We start from the raw sequence: 19,091 nt of genomic DNA on the forward strand, positions 1-19,091 counted from the left end.
ATGCGGGCGTATGCGGGCAGCCCCCAATCCGAAAATATGACAGCCCGCCGCTATGAACACAGTCGGCTAAGCCCAAGGATCATAGCGATCCCCGGGCTGGTTTGCCGTTCACATATCGACCTTGAGCGATAGCGAGTAGACCCGCGGCCGGATGAGATAATAATCAGCGTAACCGTCCGTCCCGCTTCCCGTCGAATAATAGCTATAGGAGGCCTGGGAGATGCCCTTCGAATTGAACAGGTTCGAAACACCCAACCCGACCTCGAAGCGCCCCTTCGACACCTTCGCGCGCAGGTCAGCCGTGGTGTAGGCGGACAGCATGAGGGCGCTGTCGATCTGCGCCTGACGGCTGCCGGTATAGGACAGCGTGCCGGACAGGCTCAGTTGCGTGCCCGACGGCCCAGCCGTGACGAATTCCGGCTGAAAACTTGCCTGCAGCTTCGGCGTACCCGGCAGGCGCGTGCCAGCAGGAACCTCGAAATTGCCGGTATAGCCGCCCGCGACGTCCGTGGCGAAGTTGCGTGTACTTTGGAACGGCGCCTTGGTCTTGGCATCGGTGTAGGTCATGCTGCCGTTGAACCGCAACGCCTGGACCGGGCGCCACCGTATTGCGAGCTCAGCTCCCTTTGACACCGCCTTGCCCACGTTCGAGATGATCAGGAAACCGTTCCGATCGGCCGATGTGATCTGCGGATTCCGCCAGTCGATGTAAAAGGCGCCGACGTCCACGTTGAGCGTCGAGGTCGGGGCCAGCCGAATACCGGCTTCATAGTTCCAGAGATTGTCGGACTTGTATTCCGCCGCCCCCGGCGCCGTGTTCACCCCGCCGAACCGGAAGCCCTTCGCCGCCAGTGCATAAAGCACCGTGTTGCCCGGCATCCGATATCGCGCCTCGAACTTAGGGGTAAAGCCGCTCTCGGTATGCGTCAGCGACCGGCTATTGGCGCTGGACGCGAGCGCGGCCGTCCGGACCTGATCGAAGCTGACGCTGGTATGAAAATACCGCCCGCCCGCACCGAGTTCGAGTCCACCGATATCCAGTTCGACTTCACCGAAAACGGCGCGCTCTTTCGCGATGCCCGTACGCGAGACGTTGAAGTACAGATCGCGATAGACCGGATCGTTCGCACCGACCAGGAAGACGTTCTGCGTCCGGTGAAAATTCACATCCTGACCGAAGACACCGACCAGCCAGTTGAACGTCCCCTTTTGCGCGGAGGCCACGCGGAATTCCTGCGAGAAGCCGTTGGAGTTTCGGGCCTCGACGTTGCGGGCTTCCTTGACCTGCGGGAACGGCCCGAAGCCCAGAAAGTCCTGTGAAGGAACATCGATGCCGGTGGTGACATCCGGCACGAGCAGCCGGGTGAGATCGCTGTTTGCGTTTCTCGTCTTGCTCTGATGCGCCGTCAACGAGGTCAGCTTCACCGGCCCGAGGAGATAGTTCACCTCGAGCTTCGCCAGGCTGAACCGAGACTCGTAGGACGAGGGGTGGCGCGAATTATAATAACGCACATCCGGCCCCACCGAGGCCGACGTATCACCCTGATGCGACTCCTGGTAGATATACAGGGCGTCGATCGTCAGCCGATCGTCAGGCCGGTACAGTGCGAGGACGCGACCACCCTTCACCGATCGACCATTCACGTTCTTCTCGTTCGTCCCGATATTATCCTGATAGCCGGGATCATTCTGATACTGTCCGACGAACCGCAGTGCGAATTTGTCGGTGGCGACCGGGAGATTCAGCGCGGCATAAACCGAGGCCTGGGCTTCGCCGCCCTGCGCGACGTCCCCGGTCACCATCATCGAGCCGCCGATCTTCGCAAGGTCGGGCTTCTTGAACGTGTAGTTGACCGCGCCGCCCAGAGAACCCGAACCATAGAGCGCGCCCTGCGGCCCACGCAGCACTTTCACCGCATCGAGATCAAACGCCGAAATGTCAGGCGTCGACACATATTGGAACGGGTCGGTGAATGGTACGTCTTCGATATAGATTCCGGTCGGCAACTGCCCGACGCTGGTGTTGTCGGACGACGTGCTGGTGCCGATGCCGCGGATCGACAGCAACGAGCCATCGGCGGATCCCTTGTTGAACTGAACGCCGGGAGTCAGTTTGAAGATATCCTCGGCGTCCTTGGCACCGGTCTTTGCCAGATCCTCTGAGGAAACGATATTGACCGTACCCGCTATATCCCGGACGTTCTGGGCACGCTTGCCGACGACCACGATATCACCCTGCCCGGCCGGGGCTATGGGGTCGTCCTGGCTTTGACCTGCAACATCCTGCGCCATTGCAGCGCTGCACTGCGCAAACGCCGTGATAGCTATCGTCGAACCGACAGCCCCAAATAACCGGACCGCATTACAGATCTTCCCTGGCATCCTCAACATCCCCAATGAATTTTTACCGCATGGAACGGCTATTGCCGCCACCCAATCCAGCCAGAGCGCCATTATTATAGCTGCTTAGTTTTATTGTTACTTGCTGAATCGCATATTCTTCCGAATAAATATTATGCCTTCTACTCCTCGGGTCGCGGGGCTTCGAAAACTTCCACTTCCGATAAAGCATATTAGGATATGCGAGCATGCCGGCCCAATGCCGGATCGGCATATAATCATGCAGGCCATGGCTGGATTCGCTGCAGCTCGAAGCCGTCATGCGCGCTCCTTGTCGCGGCCAATAGCCGGTCCCGGATCACAGAAATGCGTCGAGCGCCTGCAACAAATCCCGGGGCGTCTCCTCCTGCGGGCTATGCCCGCAGTCGATCGGATGGCCGCTGACATCACGCGCCTTGTCACGCCAGGTGGCGAGCACATCGTATAGTGCGCCAACGGTACCGCGGCCGCCCCATAGCGCCAAAAGCGGGACTTCGATCCGGCGATCGCCGTCCTCGGCATCATCCTCCAGATCGATGCCGGCGGCGGCGCGATAGTCCTCGCAGATCGCATGACGCGTGGCGGGGTCGCGATAACAACGCCGATATTCCGCCAGGACGCGCGGATCGACGGCGCCCTCGACCTTGATCTGGCCGGCCAGATGGCGGTCGAGAAAGAAGTCCGGGTCGGCCGCGATCATCCGTTCGGGGAGATCGAAGGGCTGGATCAGGAAGAACCACCAGAAATAGCGTGTCGCGAACTCCTTGTCGGTCCGATCGTACATCGTCGCGGTCGGCGCGATGTCGATCAGGACAAGACGGGTAACCTGTCCGGGATGGTCCAGCGCCATGCGGTGCGCGACGCGTGCGCCGCGGTCGTGACCAACCACGGCGAAGTGGTCAAAACCCAGCGAGCGCATCACCGCGACCTGGTCAGCGGCCATCGTCCTTTTCGAATAGGTCGCGTGATTGCCGCCACCCGGCGGCTTTGCACTGTCGCCATAGCCGCGCAGATCCGTCGCGACCACGGTGAAGCGCTCGGCGAGCGCCGGCGCGACCTTGTGCCAGGTGAGATGGGTCTGCGGATGCCCGTGCAACAGCAGCAGCGGCGGCCCCGAACCGCCGACCGCCGCTCGGATGCGAACTCCTTCCACCTCGATGTCTTGCCAGCGGAACCCCGGCATCAGGGCCGGATACCCGATGATGCCGCTCATCGGGCCGCCGCCTCGACCAGCCAGGGATGTTCAGCGAAATAGGCCTGTTGAAAGGAATGAATTTCCGCCGCGTGAGTCAGCGTGTCGCCGATGCGATCCAGCCCGAGGAGCAGCGCACGCCGAACCTCGGGGTCGATCTCGAAATCGATCGATACCTCCCCGGCCACGATCGTCCGCTTTTCCAGATCGATGGAAATCAGGCCGGTGTCGTCGGACAAACAGGCCGCGAGCGACGCGATCCCAATCGGATCGAGCACGATCAGCAGCAGCCCGTTATTGGCGGCGTTATCCGCAAATATGCCGGCAAAGCCAGTGCCGATGATGGCCCGTATTCCATATTGCAACATCCCCCACACGGCATGCTCGCGCGATGAGCCGCAGCCGAAATTCGGTCCGACCAGCAGGAAGCGGGTATCCGCCATGTCAGCGCGATGCAGCAGGAACTCGGGGCGCCGCCGGCCTTCCACATCGAACCGCAGATCGTGGAACAGGCCCAGGGCCAGACCGGTACGGTCGATTCCCTTCAGAAATGCCTTTGGCATGATCACGTCGGTGTCGATGTTCGCCGCCGGCATCGCCGCGATACGTCCGGTCAAGTGCGTGAAGCACTCCATCACAATGCCTCCAGCGGTGAAAAGCGCCGCACATCGGCAAGCTTGCCGGTAATCGCCGCGGCCGCCACCATTGCCGGGCTCATCAGATGGGTTCGGCCGCCGATGCCTTGTCGTCCCTCGAAATTGCGATTCGTGCTCGACGCGCAACGTTCACCGGGCGCCAGCATGTCATCATTCATCGCCAGACAAAGCGAGCATCCCGACTGCCGCCACTCGAAACCGGCATCGATGAAGATCTGGTCCAGGCCCTCGGCTTCCGCCTCGCGGCGCACGGTGCTGCTGCCCGGCGAGATCATGGCACGGACCCCGGGCGCGACCCTCCGTCCGTTGAGGATGCGCGCGGCATCGCGCAGGTCAGTGATCCGGGCATTCGTGCAGGAACCGATAAAGGCCCGGTCAATCGATACATCCTCCAGCGGCATGTGCGGCGCCAACCCCATATAGGCGATGGCGCGTGCGGCATCCGCCCGGCGGTCGATCGGCAAATCATCGGGATTGGGCACTCGATCGCCGATCGCCAAAGCCTGATCCGGGCTGGTTCCCCAACTCACCATGGGCGGGATATCCTCGGCGCGCAGCACGACTTCCGCGTCGAAATGCGCCGCCGCGTCAGTCGCCAACGCCACCCATTGTTCGCGCGCCCGCTCCAGCATCGCCGCCGGCGGCGTGCGCGGACGCCCCGTGATATAGTCGAATACCTTGCCGTCGGACGCCATCAACGCCACCCGGGCCCCACATTCGACCGCCATGTTGCACATGGTCATCCGCCCCTCGACCCCCAGGCCGCGAATGGCTTCGCCGGCGAACTCCAGCGCATAGCCAGCGGCTCCCCCCGCCCCGATCAGGCGGATGACCGCCATCACCGCATCCTTTGCCGTCACCCCCGTCGGAAGCTGCCCATCGATCGTCACACGCATATTCTTCAGCCGGTGATGAATCAGTGTCTGCGTCGCCAGCAGATGCTCGATATCCGAGGTGCCGATGCCGAACCCGACGGCCCCGAACGCGCCATAGGTCGTGGTGTGGCTATCCCCGGCGGCGATCACCAGCCCGGGCAGAACCCAACCGAGATCGGGCAGGACCACATGTTCGATCCCCTGCCGGGGATGCAGCACATCGTAGATCTCGATGCCGAAATCGCGGCCATTCCGGACAAAATAATCGATCTGCCGCTGCGCGCCGCCATCGCTGCTGCCGGCGCCGCGCACTGGGTCGGTCGAATTGACATGATCAACGACCCCCAAGGCCGCTTCAGGCCGCCACAGCCGCCGTCCGGCATCGCGCAGTCCGCTGAACGCCTGCGGACTGGTATATTCGTTCAGCACCGTGCGATCGACATACAGGAGCATCCGTTCGCCGGCGCCCACGGCTTCGCCCAGGGACAAGATCCGATGCCGATCGATGATCTTGTCGTAGAGCGTTCGCGACGCTGGCATATCATTCCCTCTTGGCGGTTTGCGAAAGCGCGACTTACAGTGCGCGCGACGTCCGTTACCAATGCCGGGAAATCATCAAATCATGCGATCTGCGCGGTAATATGGACACGATGTGGCTCGAGGACTTCATCACACTTGCCGACGAGATGAATTTCTCGCGGGCAGCGGAAGCGCGCAATATGACTCAGCCTGCCTTCAGCCGGCGGATCCGCGCGCTTGAAGAGTGGATCGGCGCGACATTGGTGGATCGCGATACGCACCGCATCGCGCTGACCGAAGCGGGTTTCGCCTTTCGCGGCATTGCCGAGGAAATTCTGCGCAGGCTGTCGCTCGGTCGCGATCAGGTCCGTGAAATCGGGGGCGCGCAAGTCAGCGAATTGCGGTTCGCGTCCACGCACGCGCTCTCCGTGACCTTCTTCCCATCCTGGTTTCGAGGACTGGAGGACGGATGGGATGTGGGTACCGTCACGCTCGTTGCCGATCATATGACCGCGTGCGAGCGCTTCATGCTCGAAGGCAAGGCCGATCTTCTTCTGTGCCATCATCATCCGGCCGCATCCCACCGGCTCGATCCTTCGGGTTTTTCATCGCTTCATCTGGGTGACGATGTGCTGCTGCCTGTTTCCGCCGCGGCATCCGATGGCACGCCGATTCATCGCCTGCCGGGCACCGATGCCAATCCGCTGCCTTATCTCGAGTTCGAGGAACGGTCAGGCATGGGCCGGATCATACAGGCGGCAAAGGTGGCCGGCAGCGGGATTACCGCCCTGCAGCCGGTCTTCAGGTCGCATATGGCCAGCGTCCTGCTGACCATGGCGCGCGATGGACGCGGCATCAGCTGGACTCCACTGAGCCTGGCGGAAACCGACCTCAAGGAAGGACGGCTGGCCTTGGCCGGCGACGATCAATGGCATATCCCGATCGAGATACGGATATTCAGGCCGCGCGCCAGACGGAGCCAAAGAGTCGAGGCGTTCTGGAATATGCTGAAAGCGCGAAGCGCATAGCCGGGGCCGGGCGGGGTCTGTCGCTACCCAGCCCTATTTTGCCCGCGGCCTATACTCAAGCACCTGTGTCGAAGCAGCAACCGCCCGCACATCGTCGGGATTCATGACGATCTTCTTCAATTCGTTGGTCTCGTGCATCATGGTCTGGTCCGACAGATGCGGGTTGCCGACCCCGCGCGGATCGACGAACAGACTTTGGCCCCCCGCGTCCACCACCGAATAGAGTGCGGGATGATCGGGGTTGAGCTCCATCAACCCCACCCAGCCCTCGCCACCATTGTGCGGAGCCATCGTCGGCCCGATGCGAAGGATGGCGGACAGACGGTTCGACGGATTGTCATCATCCGGAAGTTCGGGACGATCAGCCCTCTTTGCGGCAGGATCATAATATTTCCAGAAAACCGGCATCCGCCATTCGGTCATCGGTTTGCCGGGAAATTGCGGTTTGACCTGTCCGACCGTCGCCTTGATCGTCTCGATCAGCACCGCGTTGCGATCGCGGCCGTGGAAATAGTCGAAGACAAGAGGGGCACCGGCCTTGTCGCCCTGGAAGGCGCGCAACAACAGGCTGGTCTGATATCGCAGGTAGCGGCCCTCGTCGACCTTGCTCCACCAATTGTCGATATCCTTGCCGAAAACGATGCCGGGCGCGACGTTCAGCCATGCCCGGAACAGGGTCAGTCCGGGATTGTCATATTGATGGTCGGCATCGAGATCTTCGTAGAGGCCATTATAGCTCAGCATGAGCTCGCCTGCCTGCTTCACCTCCGGGTCATCGCTGGCAGCGATCGCGGCGCGAATATAGGGGACAAAGAACGCCGGTGTCGTCTGCGTCCGGTCCTGCGCCCCCATGGCATTGAAAATCTTGCGGTTGAACTCCCGCATGTCCAGCAGCGTGATTGCGTTGTTCGAAGCGGCTAGCTGATTGCCCAGCCAGGTCCGGAACGTCGCACCGATGCGGGCGTCATTCCCCTCCATCGACCAGCTCGTCGCCTTGCTGTTCCAGCTATGGATATAGCCCTGGCGAGGATTGAGCATGTGTGGCCGCTCCTGCGGCGTCAGGAAACCGGTCCATTCATACTCGCCGGTGCCCGGCGTCGGCAGGCGCGGATCCGCGCCGGGCGCCAGCTTCGGCAAATTGCCGGCTTCCCAGAATGCGATCTGGCCGTCTTCGCCACCATAGCAGATGCCCAGATTCCAGCCGACGCGATCCACCCCCTTGGTTTCGAAATCGGACAAGCTCTTCGCCCGTGCCATTTCGACGATCCCGACCCAGCTATCCAGTTCCTTGCCCCGCAGCCCGAAACGGTGGGAATAGGCGACGCCATGTTCCGCGTCCCAGTTCACGACCGGGCCATGGATCGTCCGGGCGACCTCATATGTGATCGGTTCGCCGCCCTTGACCAGAATGGTCTCGATCCGATGCTCCATGGTCTGCCAGGCGCCCTTGAACCAATATTGATATCGGTTCGCCGGGTTCAGGCGTTCGGCGAAAATCGTGTTCGCCTGCGCCACGCCCGAGGTCAGCAACCAGCCATGCTGCACGCCACGCCCCATGAACGGAGGCCCCCAGCCGCTGGAGCTGAAACCAGCACTATCGAACCCGCCGCCATTGAGATGGATTTCGGGCCCATCGGCAGTGGCTTCCATCATCAGCACATGACCGCTCGCCGACTTTTTCGGGCCGACGACCAGGCAACGGCTGGCTTCCTTGGGCAGTTCGGATGGAACCGTCGCGATATGTCGCAGCGATCGGAGATCGACCGCGCCTGCCTGTAACGGCAAAGGGGTCGCGACGGGTATTGGCCGGGGCGGCGCGAGATCCTCCCCCTTGGGTATCGCGGTGGGTGAATCAGGGTCCGAAATCGGCACGACGTCGTCAAAAATCTGACGCCCGATCTTTTCGCCATAACGGCTTGTCATCGCGTTCAGAAACTGGAGATTTTGCAATTCGTAGCTGTCGCGCCCATTCGGAACGGACGCGATATAGGCGAGATAGTCGATCAGGCTCCACGGCGTCGGCTTGATGCCCCAACGGATGAACTCCAGCGGCATCTTCTGCTCCGGGTCAGCGTTTACCTCGGCGATCGCGCGATTGACCCCATCGACAAATGCCTGGATCATCTGCTGGTGCTCGACCGGAATTGCCCGGTACATGCGCATCAGCTCGGCACTGGAAAGCTGCCGATCACGGGCGGTCTTGTCCGATTCGATTGCTGTCTTGCCCAGGACCTCGGCGCGCCGGCCGGTAGCGCCACGCCGGGCGAGTTCCATCGCCGCGAGCCGGTCCTGCGCTTCGACATAGCCCGCGCCAAACATGATTTCCGCAGAAGTCCTGGCGAAGACGTGCGGCACGCCCTTCGCGTCCCGGTAGATCGTTACCTTCTGCTCCGCGCCATCGGTATTTACCGGTTGGCGTTGGGCATCGACTGCCGGGGCAAGGAACAGGGCGGCGAGAAGAGCAGTGCTCTTGCCGCTCAAGGTCACGCAATTCGCCAGTCGCATGGTGCGCCCTTCAGCAGGATGTTTTCGAGAGAAACCGTTCGGCAAGCGTCGCCCACAAGGCGGCGCCCACAGGTGCGACCGTGTCGTTGAATTCATAATGTGCGTTGTGCAGCATCACCGCGCCGGCCCCCTGGTCGCCGTTGCCGATCAGCAGGAAACAGCCCGGTTTCTCTTCCAGATATCGTGCAAAATCCTCGCCCCCCATCGTGGGTTCGTCGAGATCGATGAAGCCCTCTTCACCGACGAGCGAGATGGCAATCTCACGGACGCGCGCGAACATATCGGGCGGATTGTGCATCGCGGGATAGCCTCGTTCATAGACCAGCTCAGCATGAGCCCCGAAGGTCGACGCGACGCTGGCCACGATTTCCTCCAGCCGCGACTGCACGATGTCCTGCGTCGCCCTGGACAAGGTGCGGACGGTTCCCGCCAGTGCGGCAGTTTCTGGAATCACGTTGAACGCAGTGCCCGCCGCCACCTTGCAGACCGACAATACGGCGCTGTCGAGCGGATTGACCCCACGCGACACAATGCTTTGCAGCGCGATCACCATGTGGGAAGCGACCAGCACCGGGTCGACCGCGAGATGCGGGCGAGCGGCATGACCGCCGCGACCGGTAATGACGATCTCGAAACGATCGGCCGCCGCGTACATTGGCCCCGCCCGACCGGCCAGCTTGCCGGCAGCCAGACCGGGCCGATTATGAATGCCGAAAATGGCCTGCATCGGGAAACGATCGAACAGACCGTCCCGGATCATGGCGCTGGCGCCGCCGTCGCGGTCGCCGTCCGCCCCCGAATAGCCGAGCGCTTCCTCGGCGGGCTGGAAGATGAAATGAACCGCGCCATCGAAATTACGCGTTTCGGCAAGATATTTGGCGGCGCCCAGCAGCATCGTGGTGTGCCCGTCATGGCCGCACGCATGCATGACCCCCGGGACGACCGACATATGATCCGATGCGCGTAGTTCCGTCATCGGCAGCGCATCGATATCAGCGCGGATGCCGATCCCGCGGTCCGACTGCCCAGCGCGCACTGTAGCGACGATGCCGGTTCCGCCGATGCCGGTATGGATCTCTTCGATCCCGAACGCGCGCAGTTTCTCGATGATGAACGCGGCCGTGCCGTGCTCCTGAAAGCCAAGCTCGGGATGCCGATGGAGATGTTGGCGCCAGCTAGCCAGTTCCGGCTCAAGAATGGAAAGATCGATGGTCAAAGCCTTGCCTCGTCGACAATGATTTGGTGAGTGCGGACGCCTATCACGCCGCGACGGGCGCGCCTGCTCGTTTTTCCCGCTGACGCGCTGCTATCGGCATCGCCAGTCCCGACACGACACCCGCCACGCTGGCCGCCATTAACCACCATGCCGGCACCAGCGGGTCGCCTGTAATCTTGAGCATCCATGCGATCAGAAATTGTGCACTTCCGCCGAAGATCGACACGGCAAGCGTATAGGTCAGCGCATAGCCCAGGCTGCGACGGTCGCGACGGAATCCTTCCGCCAGGCAGACGTTGGCGGGCGCGGTGCACAGCGCGTAGAGCGTGGTCAGGATGAAGGCGCCCACCGCAAGCGTCGTGAACGACGGATATCGCGTGATCTGAACGAAGATCGGGTAGATGAGCAGCAGCAAGGCAATCCGCGGCCAGACGATCAGCGGCCGCCGGCCCAGTCGATCGGAAAGGCAGCCACCCAGCAATCCGAACACGAACAGGCAAGACCCGGTAATGGCCGTGGTGGTAAAGGCGGTGACGGTATCGAGCTTCAATATGCTGACGGTATAAGTGTTGAAATATTGCAGCGTGTAGTTGGTGATGGTCCCCGAAAGGATCAGGACCAGGCCAGCGATGACGACCCGGGCGAAAGGCAGATCCTCGCTTTCCGGTTCGGAAGTGGGACCTTGGTGAAGCGTTTCCGGAATGATGCGGCGCAAATAGAAACCGATCGGCAGCAGGACGGCGCCCAGCAGGATCGCGATGCGCCATCCCCAGTCCGTTACGGCACTGGCCGGCAGCATCCAGGATATGACAAGCCCGACAATCCCTGCGGAAAGCACCGCGACACCCTGGCTTGCGATTTGCCATGCGCCATAGGCGCCTCGGCGATCGGCGGGAGCAGCCTCGATCAGCAAGGCGGTCGTGGGCCCGACTTCGCCGCCAAGCGCGAACCCCTGGACTAGGCGCGCCAGCACGACGATGATCGCACTCCCGATGCCCAGCACCGAAGCCGGCGGCGTCAATCCGATAACCAGAAGCGCCCCGCCCATCAGGGAGAAGCTGAGCAGCATGGCCGGCTTGCGGCCAGCCCGGTCGCCGTAGCGGCCGATGACCGCGGCACCCAGCGGCCTTGCGAGAAACCCCACGGCGAACGCCGCCAGGGCCGCGAGCAGGCCATCCGATTTGCCCGCGAACAGGCTGGCCCCGATCTGGGGGGCAAAGAACAGGAAGATCGTAAAGTCGTAAAACTCGAGCGTATTGCCTGCGACCAGGCCGACAAGATGGGAGGTTTTCAGATTGTTCTTAACTGGCTGGTCGAAACCCAGTCCCATTGTGTGTCTCCCCTGCCGGCTCGACGGGCCGCTCTACTCACACTCTCCAAAAACTGCCTTGATTGTGCCAATGCCCATTCGACATAGATATATTCTCGTCGTGGAACGACGAGGTCTACCGGGATTGGTGCACATCCCTGCTCAGACTAGGCTGCCGCCGCCATCTACCCGCACGATCTGGCCCGTCACATAAGTAGCGCGCATCAAGTAGAGATAGGCCTCGGCAGCCTCCTCTACCGTTCCGCCGCGTGGCAGTGGCAAGTTGACCGTGAAGCTGCTGATCGCGGCGTCGCCCATGGCCAGCACTTGCTCGCTCATGATCAGGCCCAGGCAGACGGCGTTGACACGAACGGGAGCCAGATCACGAGCGAGGCCCATTGCCAGGCCCTCCGTTGTGTTGGCCGAGGCGGTCACCAGCGGAGCGCCCCGCATCGGCCGGTGTGCCAGCATGCCGCCAGTCAACGTAATCGAGCCGGCGCTGGCGATATGCCGCATCGCATGTTTGGCGACACGCGCGGCGCCCCAGAACCTTACCTCCATCCGCGCTTTGCTGGCGTCGATGTCGAGCTCTCGAGTGGGCCCGAACATGTGGCCCCAATCGCCCGCCGTGAAAACAAGATGGTCGAACCGGCCAGCGACGTCGAAGAAGGCGGCGACCGAGCCCTCATCCTTCACGTCCACGGTCCGGCCCGTAGCCCCGTGTCCGAGCTTCTCAGCCGCCGCTTGGATGCGCGGCGCTTGGCTAGAGCCGACCACCACCTCGGCGCCACCCGCCAGCGCCGCTGCCGCCACAGCAAAGCCGACACCAGAGGCACCCCCGATCACTATGACTTTCGTACCGCTCAACTCTGCCATCTTCCAAGTTCCTCATATGACCAGATTCGACAATGCATCCAATGGGCAGGCTCAATGGACGGCCCATGGCAACCCACCTCGCGGGTGCGACCGCGATCAACCGTCGCCGCAAGGATTATGGGGACGGATCAACCGGCTTCGGCCATCCACTGGACCGCGTCCTCGCCTGCCGCGATCCGCAAGGGGGCATTCGGATCGGTGGCGGCCCGCCAGACCGCCTTCGCCACATCGGCCGCATGGGTGACGGGGCCCGTGTCTTCGCGGAACCGGGCGATCATGCCTTCGATCAGGGGCTTGTAGTCGGGGTTGTCGAGCCCGCGCAGGTGCGGCATCGCATTCTCGCCGAAGCTGGTCTCGGGCGAACGACCCGGCAGAACAATGTGCACGCGCACGCCGAACGGCTCGACCTCGACCGCGAGCGATTCCGTAAGCGCATTCACCGCTGCCTTGCTGGCGCGGTAAACGCTGACCAGCGGCAGCGGCCGCAACGTAGCGGTGGACGTGACATTGATGATCGTCCCGCTGCGACGTTCGCGGAACCTGGGCAGAACCGCCTGCACCGTCGCCAGCGTGCCGAGCATGTTGGTTTCGAACAGTTGCCGCGCGGTTTCGGGCTCGATCAGTTCGATCGGGACTGCGGCGCCGAACCCGGCATTGTTGACGAGGACGTCGATCTCACCAGCCTCGCCGAACGCGCTGGCGACGCTGGCGGGATCGGTGACGTCGAGCGGGAGGATCGTGAGGTTGTCGGAAGCAGGGAGGAGATCGCGCTTTGGATTGCGCATCGTGGCGACGACCTTCCACCCCTTTTCGAGGAACAACCTGGCGGTCTCGAGGCCGAACCCCGAGGAGCAGCCGGTGATGAGAACGGTGGGCATGGAGAAACTCCGGATGATTGCTGGTGCGCTGGAGATAGCCATGGCCTGCAAGACCTTCTATGCTCCACAATCTCGAATCAATTGGCGATAGTCCTGATATGGCCACCGATCCGCTCGCTGAGATCGTGACTCTGCTGCAACCCTCGGCCAGCTTCTCCAAGCAGGTCGACTATGCCGGGCGCTGGCGCATCAACCGCGACGTTGAGGGCAAGCCCGTTTATTTCGCGGTCCTGGAGGGCCAATGTCGCGTGGTCGCCGCGGGCCGCCCGCCGATCACCGTCCATGCCGGTGATTTCGTATTGTCGCCATCGACCAGCGACCAGGTGATCGAGAGCATCGACGCACCCCCGCACGGGATCGACATGGCGCCAGCGGAGGTCGGGCCCGGCCGGTTTCGGGTCGGCGCGGCGAACGAGCCGGTCAATCTCAGGATGCAGGTCGGATTATGCAGTTTCGCTTCGCCTGACGCTGCGTTGCTCGTCTCGCTTCTCCCCGCAATGGTCGTGGCCCGCGGCGAGCCGCGGCTCGCGCAATTGCTTCAGCTGGTCGGCGACGAGACGCGCCAATCGCGGCCGGGGCGCGAGTTGGTGCTGGAACGGCTGCTCGAGGTGCTGCTGATCGAGGCGCTTCGGTGCGGTACTGACATCGCAGCGGTGCCGAGCGTCGCGCGCGGACTGTCGGACGATCGCCTGGTAGGTGCCTTGCGCGCCATGCATGCGCGTCCCGCGCACAGCTGGACGGTCGCCGCCCTGGCCGCTGAGGCAGCGATGTCGCGTTCCGCCTTCTTCGCGCGGTTCAGCCGTGTCGTCGGGCTTCCACCGATGGAGTATCTGCTCGCATGGCGCATGGCGCTCGCCAAGCGCCTGCTGCGCGGCCGCGAGGTCGCGATCCAGCATGTCGCGGCGCAGGTGGGCTATGGGTCGGCGAGCACGTTTAGCACCGCCTTCACCCGCCATGTCGGAACGCCGCCGATGCGATACGCTCGGGCAGCGCTTATCGGGTGAGCCAGGCAGTTGCAAAGCACGACCTCCCGCCTCGAAGAAGATCGAGCGAACAGCAGTTTGGGAATCACGCAATCGGCATTGAACGACTATAAAGGCGCGCTGCCAACCGTCCGCCCGCTCCCAGCCACGAAACGCCATTCCTTCGAGCCCGCTGATGTTGCTGGTGCTACTCGCGCTTGAAAGGTTTCGGCCAGCCAGCCATCTGCTGCGTTGTTCAACCTCGGAAGGCCATTAGGAAAACTGCATGACGACGATCACCGAAGCCGTGCCTGAAACCCGTTCATTCGAAGCGGATGTCGCCAAGCTGCTGCACCTGATGGTGCATTCGGTCTATTCGGACAAAGATGTCTTCCTGCGTGAGTTGATCTCGAACGCAGCCGATGCATGTGAAAAGCTGCGCTACGAGGGACTTAGCAACGCGAGCCTCCTCGGCGAGGATGGGCAGCCCCGCATCACCGTGACGCTCGATCCCGACAACCGGCGGTTCACGATCGAGGACAATGGCATCGGCATGAGCGAGGAAGAGCTTGCCGATGCGCTCGGCACCATCGCGCGGTCCGGTACCAAGGCGTTCATGGACAAGATCGCCGGCGCCAGGGAAGCGGAAGGCAGTCACCTCATCGGCCAGTTCGGCGTCGGATTCTATTCGGCCTTCATGGTCGCCGATCAGGTCGAGGTGATCTCGCGGCGCGCGGGCGCCGATACGGCCGCATCATGGTCGTCCGACGGCCTCGGCACCTATACGATCCAGCCGGTCGATTCAGCCGACGCGCCGGGGCGCGGCACACGCGTGCTGCTGCACCTCAAGGAGGAGGCATCCAGCTATACCGAGAGCTTCACGATCGAGCGCACGATCAAGACCCAGTCGGGCCACGTGCCGGTGCCGATCTTCCTCAAGGACAGGCCCGACGCGGAGCCGAAGCAGATCGCCGACGGTGCCGCGCTCTGGACAAGGCCAAAGACCGAGGTCACGGCCGAGGAATATAAGGATTTCTATCGCAGCGCCGCCGGCCAGTTCGACGAACCCGCGTTGACGCTCCACTATCATGCCGAGGGTCTGCACGAATATTCCGTGCTGGCCTTCGTACCGGAGACCAAGCCGTTCGATCTGTTCGATCCCGATCGCGCCGGTCGGATGAAACTCTACGTCCGGCGGGTCTTCATCACTGACGACGCACAGATTCTGCCCCGCTATCTCCGTTTCGTGCGCGGCCTGGTCGATTCCAACGATCTACCCCTCAACGTGTCGCGCGAGATGATTCAGGAGAGTCCGGTCCTCGCCGCGATACAGAAAGGCATCTCCAACCGCGTGCTGTCGGAACTGGACAAGCTCACGACCGGCGACACCGAGCGCTATCTGAAGATCTGGGACAATTTCGGCCCGGTGCTGAAAGAGGGCCTCTACGAGGATTATACCCGACGCGAGGCGCTGCTGGGCCTCGCCCGTTTCAAGACCACCGCGCCGGGCAGCGAATGGCGCTCGCTCAAGGACTATGAGGCCGGTCTGAAGGAGAACCAGACGGCCATCTACTACGCCACCGGGACTGACCTCGACCGTCTTGCCGCCTCACCCCAACTTGAAGGCTTTCGCGCCCGCGGGATCGAGGTGCTGCTGCTCACTGACCAGGTCGATAGTTTCTGGGTTACATCCGGCCTCGACTATGAGGGCAAGCCGTTCAAATCGGTGACCCAAGGCCTTGCCGACCTTAGCCTGATCCCGCTCGCTGATGGCGAACAACCCGCGGTAGCTGCTTCGGATGCGGTCAACGGATTCATCGCCTTCGTGAAGGAGACCCTGGGTGACGCGGTCTCCGACGTTCGTGTGTCCGATCGCCTCATCGAGAGCGCGGCCTGCCTTGTCGCGCCGGAACATGGGATGGACCGGCAACTCGAAAAGCTGCTTGCCGGCGCTGGCCGGCTCGATACTGCGGCAAAGCCGGTGCTTGAGATCAATCCGCACCATGCTCTCGTTGAGAAACTGAGCGCGGTCGACGGCAGTGACGAGGTCATCCGTGCGGATGCCGCGCATCTTCTCTTCGACGAGGCCCGGATCGCCGACGGCGAGTTGCCTGTCGATCCGCGCGCCTTCTCCGCTCGGCTGATGCGATTGCTGGAGCGTGGAATAGGCTGAGCTCGAGATCAGCGTAGCGCGGGAGCTTTGACGGCTTCCGCGCCATCGCATTTGCCGGCTCCCAGCCCGTCCGGAGCCAGCGCCCTGGCCAGCGATAGACGAATGGACGTCCGTTACCGATATGACGGGTGGTCGCCAGAGTCACCAACCTTGGGGCGCAAAGATACCGGTCGACAGGCCAGAGAATTACCCAGTCATCGCTCCGTCTTAGGTTGATTGGGCGGGCGAAAGCAAATGACCACCATCAATATCAGCAGCCCAGCCAATCAGTGGCCTGGCCCACGAGCACCACAATTTCATTTTGCACAGCCGCGGCATAGCCTGCACTGCCCAAGACCCGACCAGGGCCGGCCATATTGGCTGCTTTGGTCGGCGCTGATCTTCAGCGTTCTGGATCGATATCGGCCAGCCCTAGCCGCTTGGCCAGGTCCCGGAATGCTGCGTGCGCTTCGGCCATCGCCGCTGCATGACGCTCGCTGGCGGCGGACAGTTGCCAGCCGCAGTGCGGGCAACGCACCTCTTCGTCACGGACGAACTGCCGGCAATTCAAGCAGAGCGCCAGTTCGGCGGCGACTCGGCCTGGCTCATGGGGCAATGGTCGCCGGCTCTCTCTTCGACTCGCCCGGCCGGGGTTCGACGACGATTTCGAAGCGCCCGTGGTCGAATCTTTTGCCGCCCGCATCTTCGACCTTGACCAATCGCTCGCGCAGGCCGCGTCGATCGAAATCGAGCGCGCGGAAATGGCACATCGGATTGTTGCCGGGACGCCCCAGGAGCGAGTGACTCGTCCAGGTACAGCCCGCCATGCAGACATCGGCATAGTAGCAGTCGCTGCAATGGCCCCAAAGATCGTCGACCGTGCTGTTGCGTGTGAAAGCGAGACGCTGCGGGTTTGCCCAGATTTCGGCAAGCCGCATGTCCCGAACGTTTCCGCCGATGTAACTGGCCGACAAGCCGGGACAGCCCTTAACGCTGCCATCGGCCTCGATCCCGAGAACATTGTCGCCAGCGCTGCAGCCGGTCCAATGGACCGGCTCGTCGTTCACATAGCGGAGCTGCTGCTCATAGGGCCCGAAATAGCCGATGTTATTGGACGGCTGGAGCACCATGCCGCCGTCACGCGATTCGCGATGCAGGTCGGCGAGCATGGGAAACAGATCGAGCAGTTCGTACGGCTGGACGATCAATTCCGGTCGATCGGCCGCATTGCCCATCGCAACGGTCAGCGCGAGTTGCCAGTTGCGCACCGATTTCGACACCAACAACCGCATCAGTGTCGGCAGTTCGGGCATCGACAGGCGGTTGATCTGAGTATTGACGCTCACCGTGATGTCGAAGCGAGCGAGCCGCTCGATCAACCCCATCGCAGCATCGAAAGATCCATCCACGCCACGCAGGAAATCATGCGTGTGACGGATTCCGTCGATCGACACCCCGACCCCCTGCAGCCCAGCATCGGCCGCAAGCTCAAGTTTATCGTCGGACATGTTACGGCCGCCGGTCTGGATCGAACAATCCATGCCGGCCGACCGGATGGCGCGAATGATGTCGATCCAGTCGCGCCGTAAATAGGTTTCACCACCGATCAACCCGACATCGCGGGCGCCGAGCGCCGCAATCTGCTCAACCAGATCGAGGCATTCGGCGGTGCTCAGTTCGTTTGTCCGGCGGCGGCCCGCGCGCGAACCGCAATGCATACAGCCCAGGTCGCACGCCGAAGTCAGTTCCCAGACGACGCTGACTGGCGTGCGTGCGCGCTGGTCATCATGGTCCAGGAAACGCCTCGGCAGCTCGGACGTCGCATGAGACACCGGATGGCCTTCCTGCGACCCTCCTATGACGCTGCGCGGATCGCCGCTTCCAGCCTGGCGATCGCCTTACCTAAATCACCCTGCTGCCGATGGAGCTCTTTGGCGTCCGTGAGCAGCGTTTTCATGTGATCGAGGTTTCCCGCGGTGATCGTCTCGCGGATCGCTGGATCGTAAACGGCGCGGCTGGCCCTGATTGGGCTACTTCCGGAAGGCTTTTCCATGTCAAAAATCCTCGTAGCTTCCGTTCATGTTAGTTAACAATGCTGACAAGGTCGAATACCATATCGTCCGGAATGGATATAACGTTTCTACAATGGAGCCCGATCCTGACTAGGGTTATTGACGCGAAAGAATGATCGGCTCATCAATGCATTGTTTCAACTAGAGTCGCTAACACGGGCCCATATATTATATCGTGCCCAGCGATGTTGAAGCGGAGCAAACACGCAACATAAGAGGATATCGACATGGATAAGCCAATTACGTTCGATGTTTCAACCAAGGTGACGAAATCACTGGAGAAATTGAGCGCGGACGGCCACAAGGTCGAAGTTGTCGGCCAGTTGAAGAATGGCCAGCTGCAGGTGAACTCCGGCGCGCTGGCCGAGCTGAGCCGCAAATTTCCCAATGCGCACATCTCCTTCGTCGCGGTGAACGCCCCATTCATGGGTAGTCGCACCTGACGGGGGACTGGTCTTGCGGGACACGGCGC

The 19,091-nt window shown here is 62.2% G+C and carries 15 protein-coding genes; 4 read left to right on the forward strand and 11 right to left on the reverse strand.

Annotated features, from left to right (window positions below; all coding sequences use genetic code 11):
• Positions 1-108: 108 nt before the first annotated feature.
• The 4 genes from NDN01_RS13215 to leuC form a co-directional block, all read right to left on the reverse strand.
• On the reverse strand, positions 109-2,454 hold the full coding sequence (locus NDN01_RS13215) for a TonB-dependent receptor (RefSeq protein WP_272621903.1): 2,346 nt from the start codon (positions 2,452-2,454) through the stop codon (positions 109-111).
• Between the two features lie 244 nt (positions 2,455-2,698).
• Positions 2,699-3,592: an alpha/beta fold hydrolase gene (locus NDN01_RS13220; protein WP_272621904.1), complete on the reverse strand. Its 894-nt coding sequence runs from the start codon at positions 3,590-3,592 to the stop codon at positions 2,699-2,701.
• Positions 3,589-4,206 (reverse strand): 3-isopropylmalate dehydratase small subunit, encoded by a 618-nt coding sequence (gene leuD / locus NDN01_RS13225; RefSeq protein WP_272621906.1) that lies wholly within the window; start codon positions 4,204-4,206, stop codon positions 3,589-3,591. Before leuD ends, NDN01_RS13220 begins: the two co-directional genes overlap by 4 nt.
• Positions 4,206-5,642 carry a 3-isopropylmalate dehydratase large subunit gene (leuC, locus tag NDN01_RS13230; RefSeq protein ID WP_272621908.1) on the reverse strand — a complete coding sequence of 479 codons (1,437 nt, stop codon included), beginning with the start codon at positions 5,640-5,642 and terminating at the stop codon, positions 4,206-4,208. Before leuC ends, leuD begins: the two co-directional genes overlap by 1 nt.
• 101 nt (positions 5,643-5,743) lie before the next feature.
• Between leuC and NDN01_RS13235 the strand changes: the two genes are divergently transcribed.
• Positions 5,744-6,649 carry a LysR substrate-binding domain-containing protein gene (locus NDN01_RS13235; protein WP_272621909.1) on the forward strand — a complete coding sequence of 302 codons (906 nt, stop codon included), beginning with the start codon at positions 5,744-5,746 and terminating at the stop codon, positions 6,647-6,649.
• A gap of 33 nt (positions 6,650-6,682) precedes the next feature.
• Here the strand turns inward: NDN01_RS13235 and NDN01_RS13240 are convergent, their stop codons facing one another.
• The 5 genes from NDN01_RS13240 to NDN01_RS13260 all read right to left on the reverse strand — a co-directional run bounded on the left by NDN01_RS13240 (position 6,683) and on the right by NDN01_RS13260 (position 13,433).
• Complete coding sequence (locus tag NDN01_RS13240; protein WP_272621910.1) at positions 6,683-9,154, reverse strand: penicillin acylase family protein; 2,472 nt, start codon at positions 9,152-9,154, stop codon at positions 6,683-6,685.
• A gap of 10 nt (positions 9,155-9,164) precedes the next feature.
• A complete protein-coding gene (locus NDN01_RS13245) occupies positions 9,165-10,370 on the reverse strand; it encodes a M20 aminoacylase family protein (protein WP_272621911.1) in 1,206 nt (401 codons plus the stop codon).
• 43 nt (positions 10,371-10,413) lie between these two features.
• The gene (locus NDN01_RS13250) at positions 10,414-11,700 is read right to left on the reverse strand and encodes an MFS transporter (RefSeq protein ID WP_272621912.1); all 1,287 of its coding nucleotides are present in this window, start codon (positions 11,698-11,700) and stop codon (positions 10,414-10,416) included.
• 141 nt (positions 11,701-11,841) lie between these two features.
• Positions 11,842-12,555: an SDR family oxidoreductase gene (locus tag NDN01_RS13255; protein ID WP_272621913.1), complete on the reverse strand. Its 714-nt coding sequence runs from the start codon at positions 12,553-12,555 to the stop codon at positions 11,842-11,844.
• Between the two features lie 128 nt (positions 12,556-12,683).
• The gene (locus NDN01_RS13260) at positions 12,684-13,433 is read right to left on the reverse strand and encodes an SDR family oxidoreductase (protein ID WP_272621914.1); all 750 of its coding nucleotides are present in this window, start codon (positions 13,431-13,433) and stop codon (positions 12,684-12,686) included.
• 98 nt (positions 13,434-13,531) lie between these two features.
• On the opposite strand from NDN01_RS13260, the gene NDN01_RS13265 reads away from it, so the two are divergent.
• Both NDN01_RS13265 and htpG read left to right on the forward strand, forming a co-directional pair.
• Entirely contained in the window at positions 13,532-14,437 is a 906-nt protein-coding gene (locus NDN01_RS13265; RefSeq protein ID WP_272621915.1) for an AraC family transcriptional regulator, read from the forward strand.
• A gap of 244 nt (positions 14,438-14,681) precedes the next feature.
• Complete coding sequence (htpG, locus tag NDN01_RS13270) at positions 14,682-16,568, forward strand: molecular chaperone HtpG (protein ID WP_272621916.1); 1,887 nt, start codon at positions 14,682-14,684, stop codon at positions 16,566-16,568.
• A gap of 584 nt (positions 16,569-17,152) precedes the next feature.
• Here htpG and NDN01_RS13275 read toward each other — a convergent pair.
• Together NDN01_RS13275 and NDN01_RS13280 are read right to left on the reverse strand one after the other, a co-directional pair.
• Positions 17,153-18,379 carry a radical SAM/SPASM domain-containing protein gene (locus tag NDN01_RS13275; protein ID WP_272621918.1) on the reverse strand — a complete coding sequence of 409 codons (1,227 nt, stop codon included), beginning with the start codon at positions 18,377-18,379 and terminating at the stop codon, positions 17,153-17,155.
• Positions 18,380-18,402: 23 nt separating this feature from the next.
• Entirely contained in the window at positions 18,403-18,600 is a 198-nt protein-coding gene (locus NDN01_RS13280) for a DUF1843 domain-containing protein (RefSeq protein ID WP_272621920.1), read from the reverse strand.
• Between the two features lie 246 nt (positions 18,601-18,846).
• On the opposite strand from NDN01_RS13280, the gene NDN01_RS13285 reads away from it, so the two are divergent.
• Entirely contained in the window at positions 18,847-19,062 is a 216-nt protein-coding gene (locus NDN01_RS13285; protein ID WP_272621922.1) for a hypothetical protein, read from the forward strand.
• Positions 19,063-19,091 lie beyond the last annotated feature (29 nt).

This window comes from Sphingomonas sp. QA11, from assembly GCF_028473665.1.
GTDB lineage: Bacteria > Pseudomonadota > Alphaproteobacteria > Sphingomonadales > Sphingomonadaceae > Sphingomonas > Sphingomonas phytovorans.

Excerpts from the sequence above, each read along its gene's own strand:
- NDN01_RS13215 (WP_272621903.1), bottom strand. The coding sequence starts at position 2,454 with ATGGCGCTCTGGCTGGATTGGGTGGCGGCAATAGCCGTTCCATGCGGT.
- NDN01_RS13220 (WP_272621904.1), bottom strand. The coding sequence starts at position 3,592 with ATGAGCGGCATCATCGGGTATCCGGCCCTGATGCCGGGGTTCCGCTGG.
- leuD (WP_272621906.1), bottom strand. The coding sequence starts at position 4,206 with ATGGAGTGCTTCACGCACTTGACCGGACGTATCGCGGCGATGCCGGCG.
- leuC (WP_272621908.1), bottom strand. The coding sequence starts at position 5,642 with ATGCCAGCGTCGCGAACGCTCTACGACAAGATCATCGATCGGCATCGG.
- NDN01_RS13235 (WP_272621909.1), top strand. The coding sequence starts at position 5,744 with ATGGACACGATGTGGCTCGAGGACTTCATCACACTTGCCGACGAGATG.
- NDN01_RS13240 (WP_272621910.1), bottom strand. The coding sequence starts at position 9,154 with ATGCGACTGGCGAATTGCGTGACCTTGAGCGGCAAGAGCACTGCTCTT.
- NDN01_RS13250 (WP_272621912.1), bottom strand. The coding sequence starts at position 11,700 with ATGGGACTGGGTTTCGACCAGCCAGTTAAGAACAATCTGAAAACCTCC.
- NDN01_RS13255 (WP_272621913.1), bottom strand. The coding sequence starts at position 12,555 with ATGGCAGAGTTGAGCGGTACGAAAGTCATAGTGATCGGGGGTGCCTCT.
- NDN01_RS13260 (WP_272621914.1), bottom strand. The coding sequence starts at position 13,433 with ATGCCCACCGTTCTCATCACCGGCTGCTCCTCGGGGTTCGGCCTCGAG.
- NDN01_RS13265 (WP_272621915.1), top strand. The coding sequence starts at position 13,532 with ATGGCCACCGATCCGCTCGCTGAGATCGTGACTCTGCTGCAACCCTCG.
- htpG (WP_272621916.1), top strand. The coding sequence starts at position 14,682 with ATGACGACGATCACCGAAGCCGTGCCTGAAACCCGTTCATTCGAAGCG.
- NDN01_RS13280 (WP_272621920.1), bottom strand. The coding sequence starts at position 18,600 with ATGGAAAAGCCTTCCGGAAGTAGCCCAATCAGGGCCAGCCGCGCCGTT.
- NDN01_RS13285 (WP_272621922.1), top strand. The coding sequence starts at position 18,847 with ATGGATAAGCCAATTACGTTCGATGTTTCAACCAAGGTGACGAAATCA.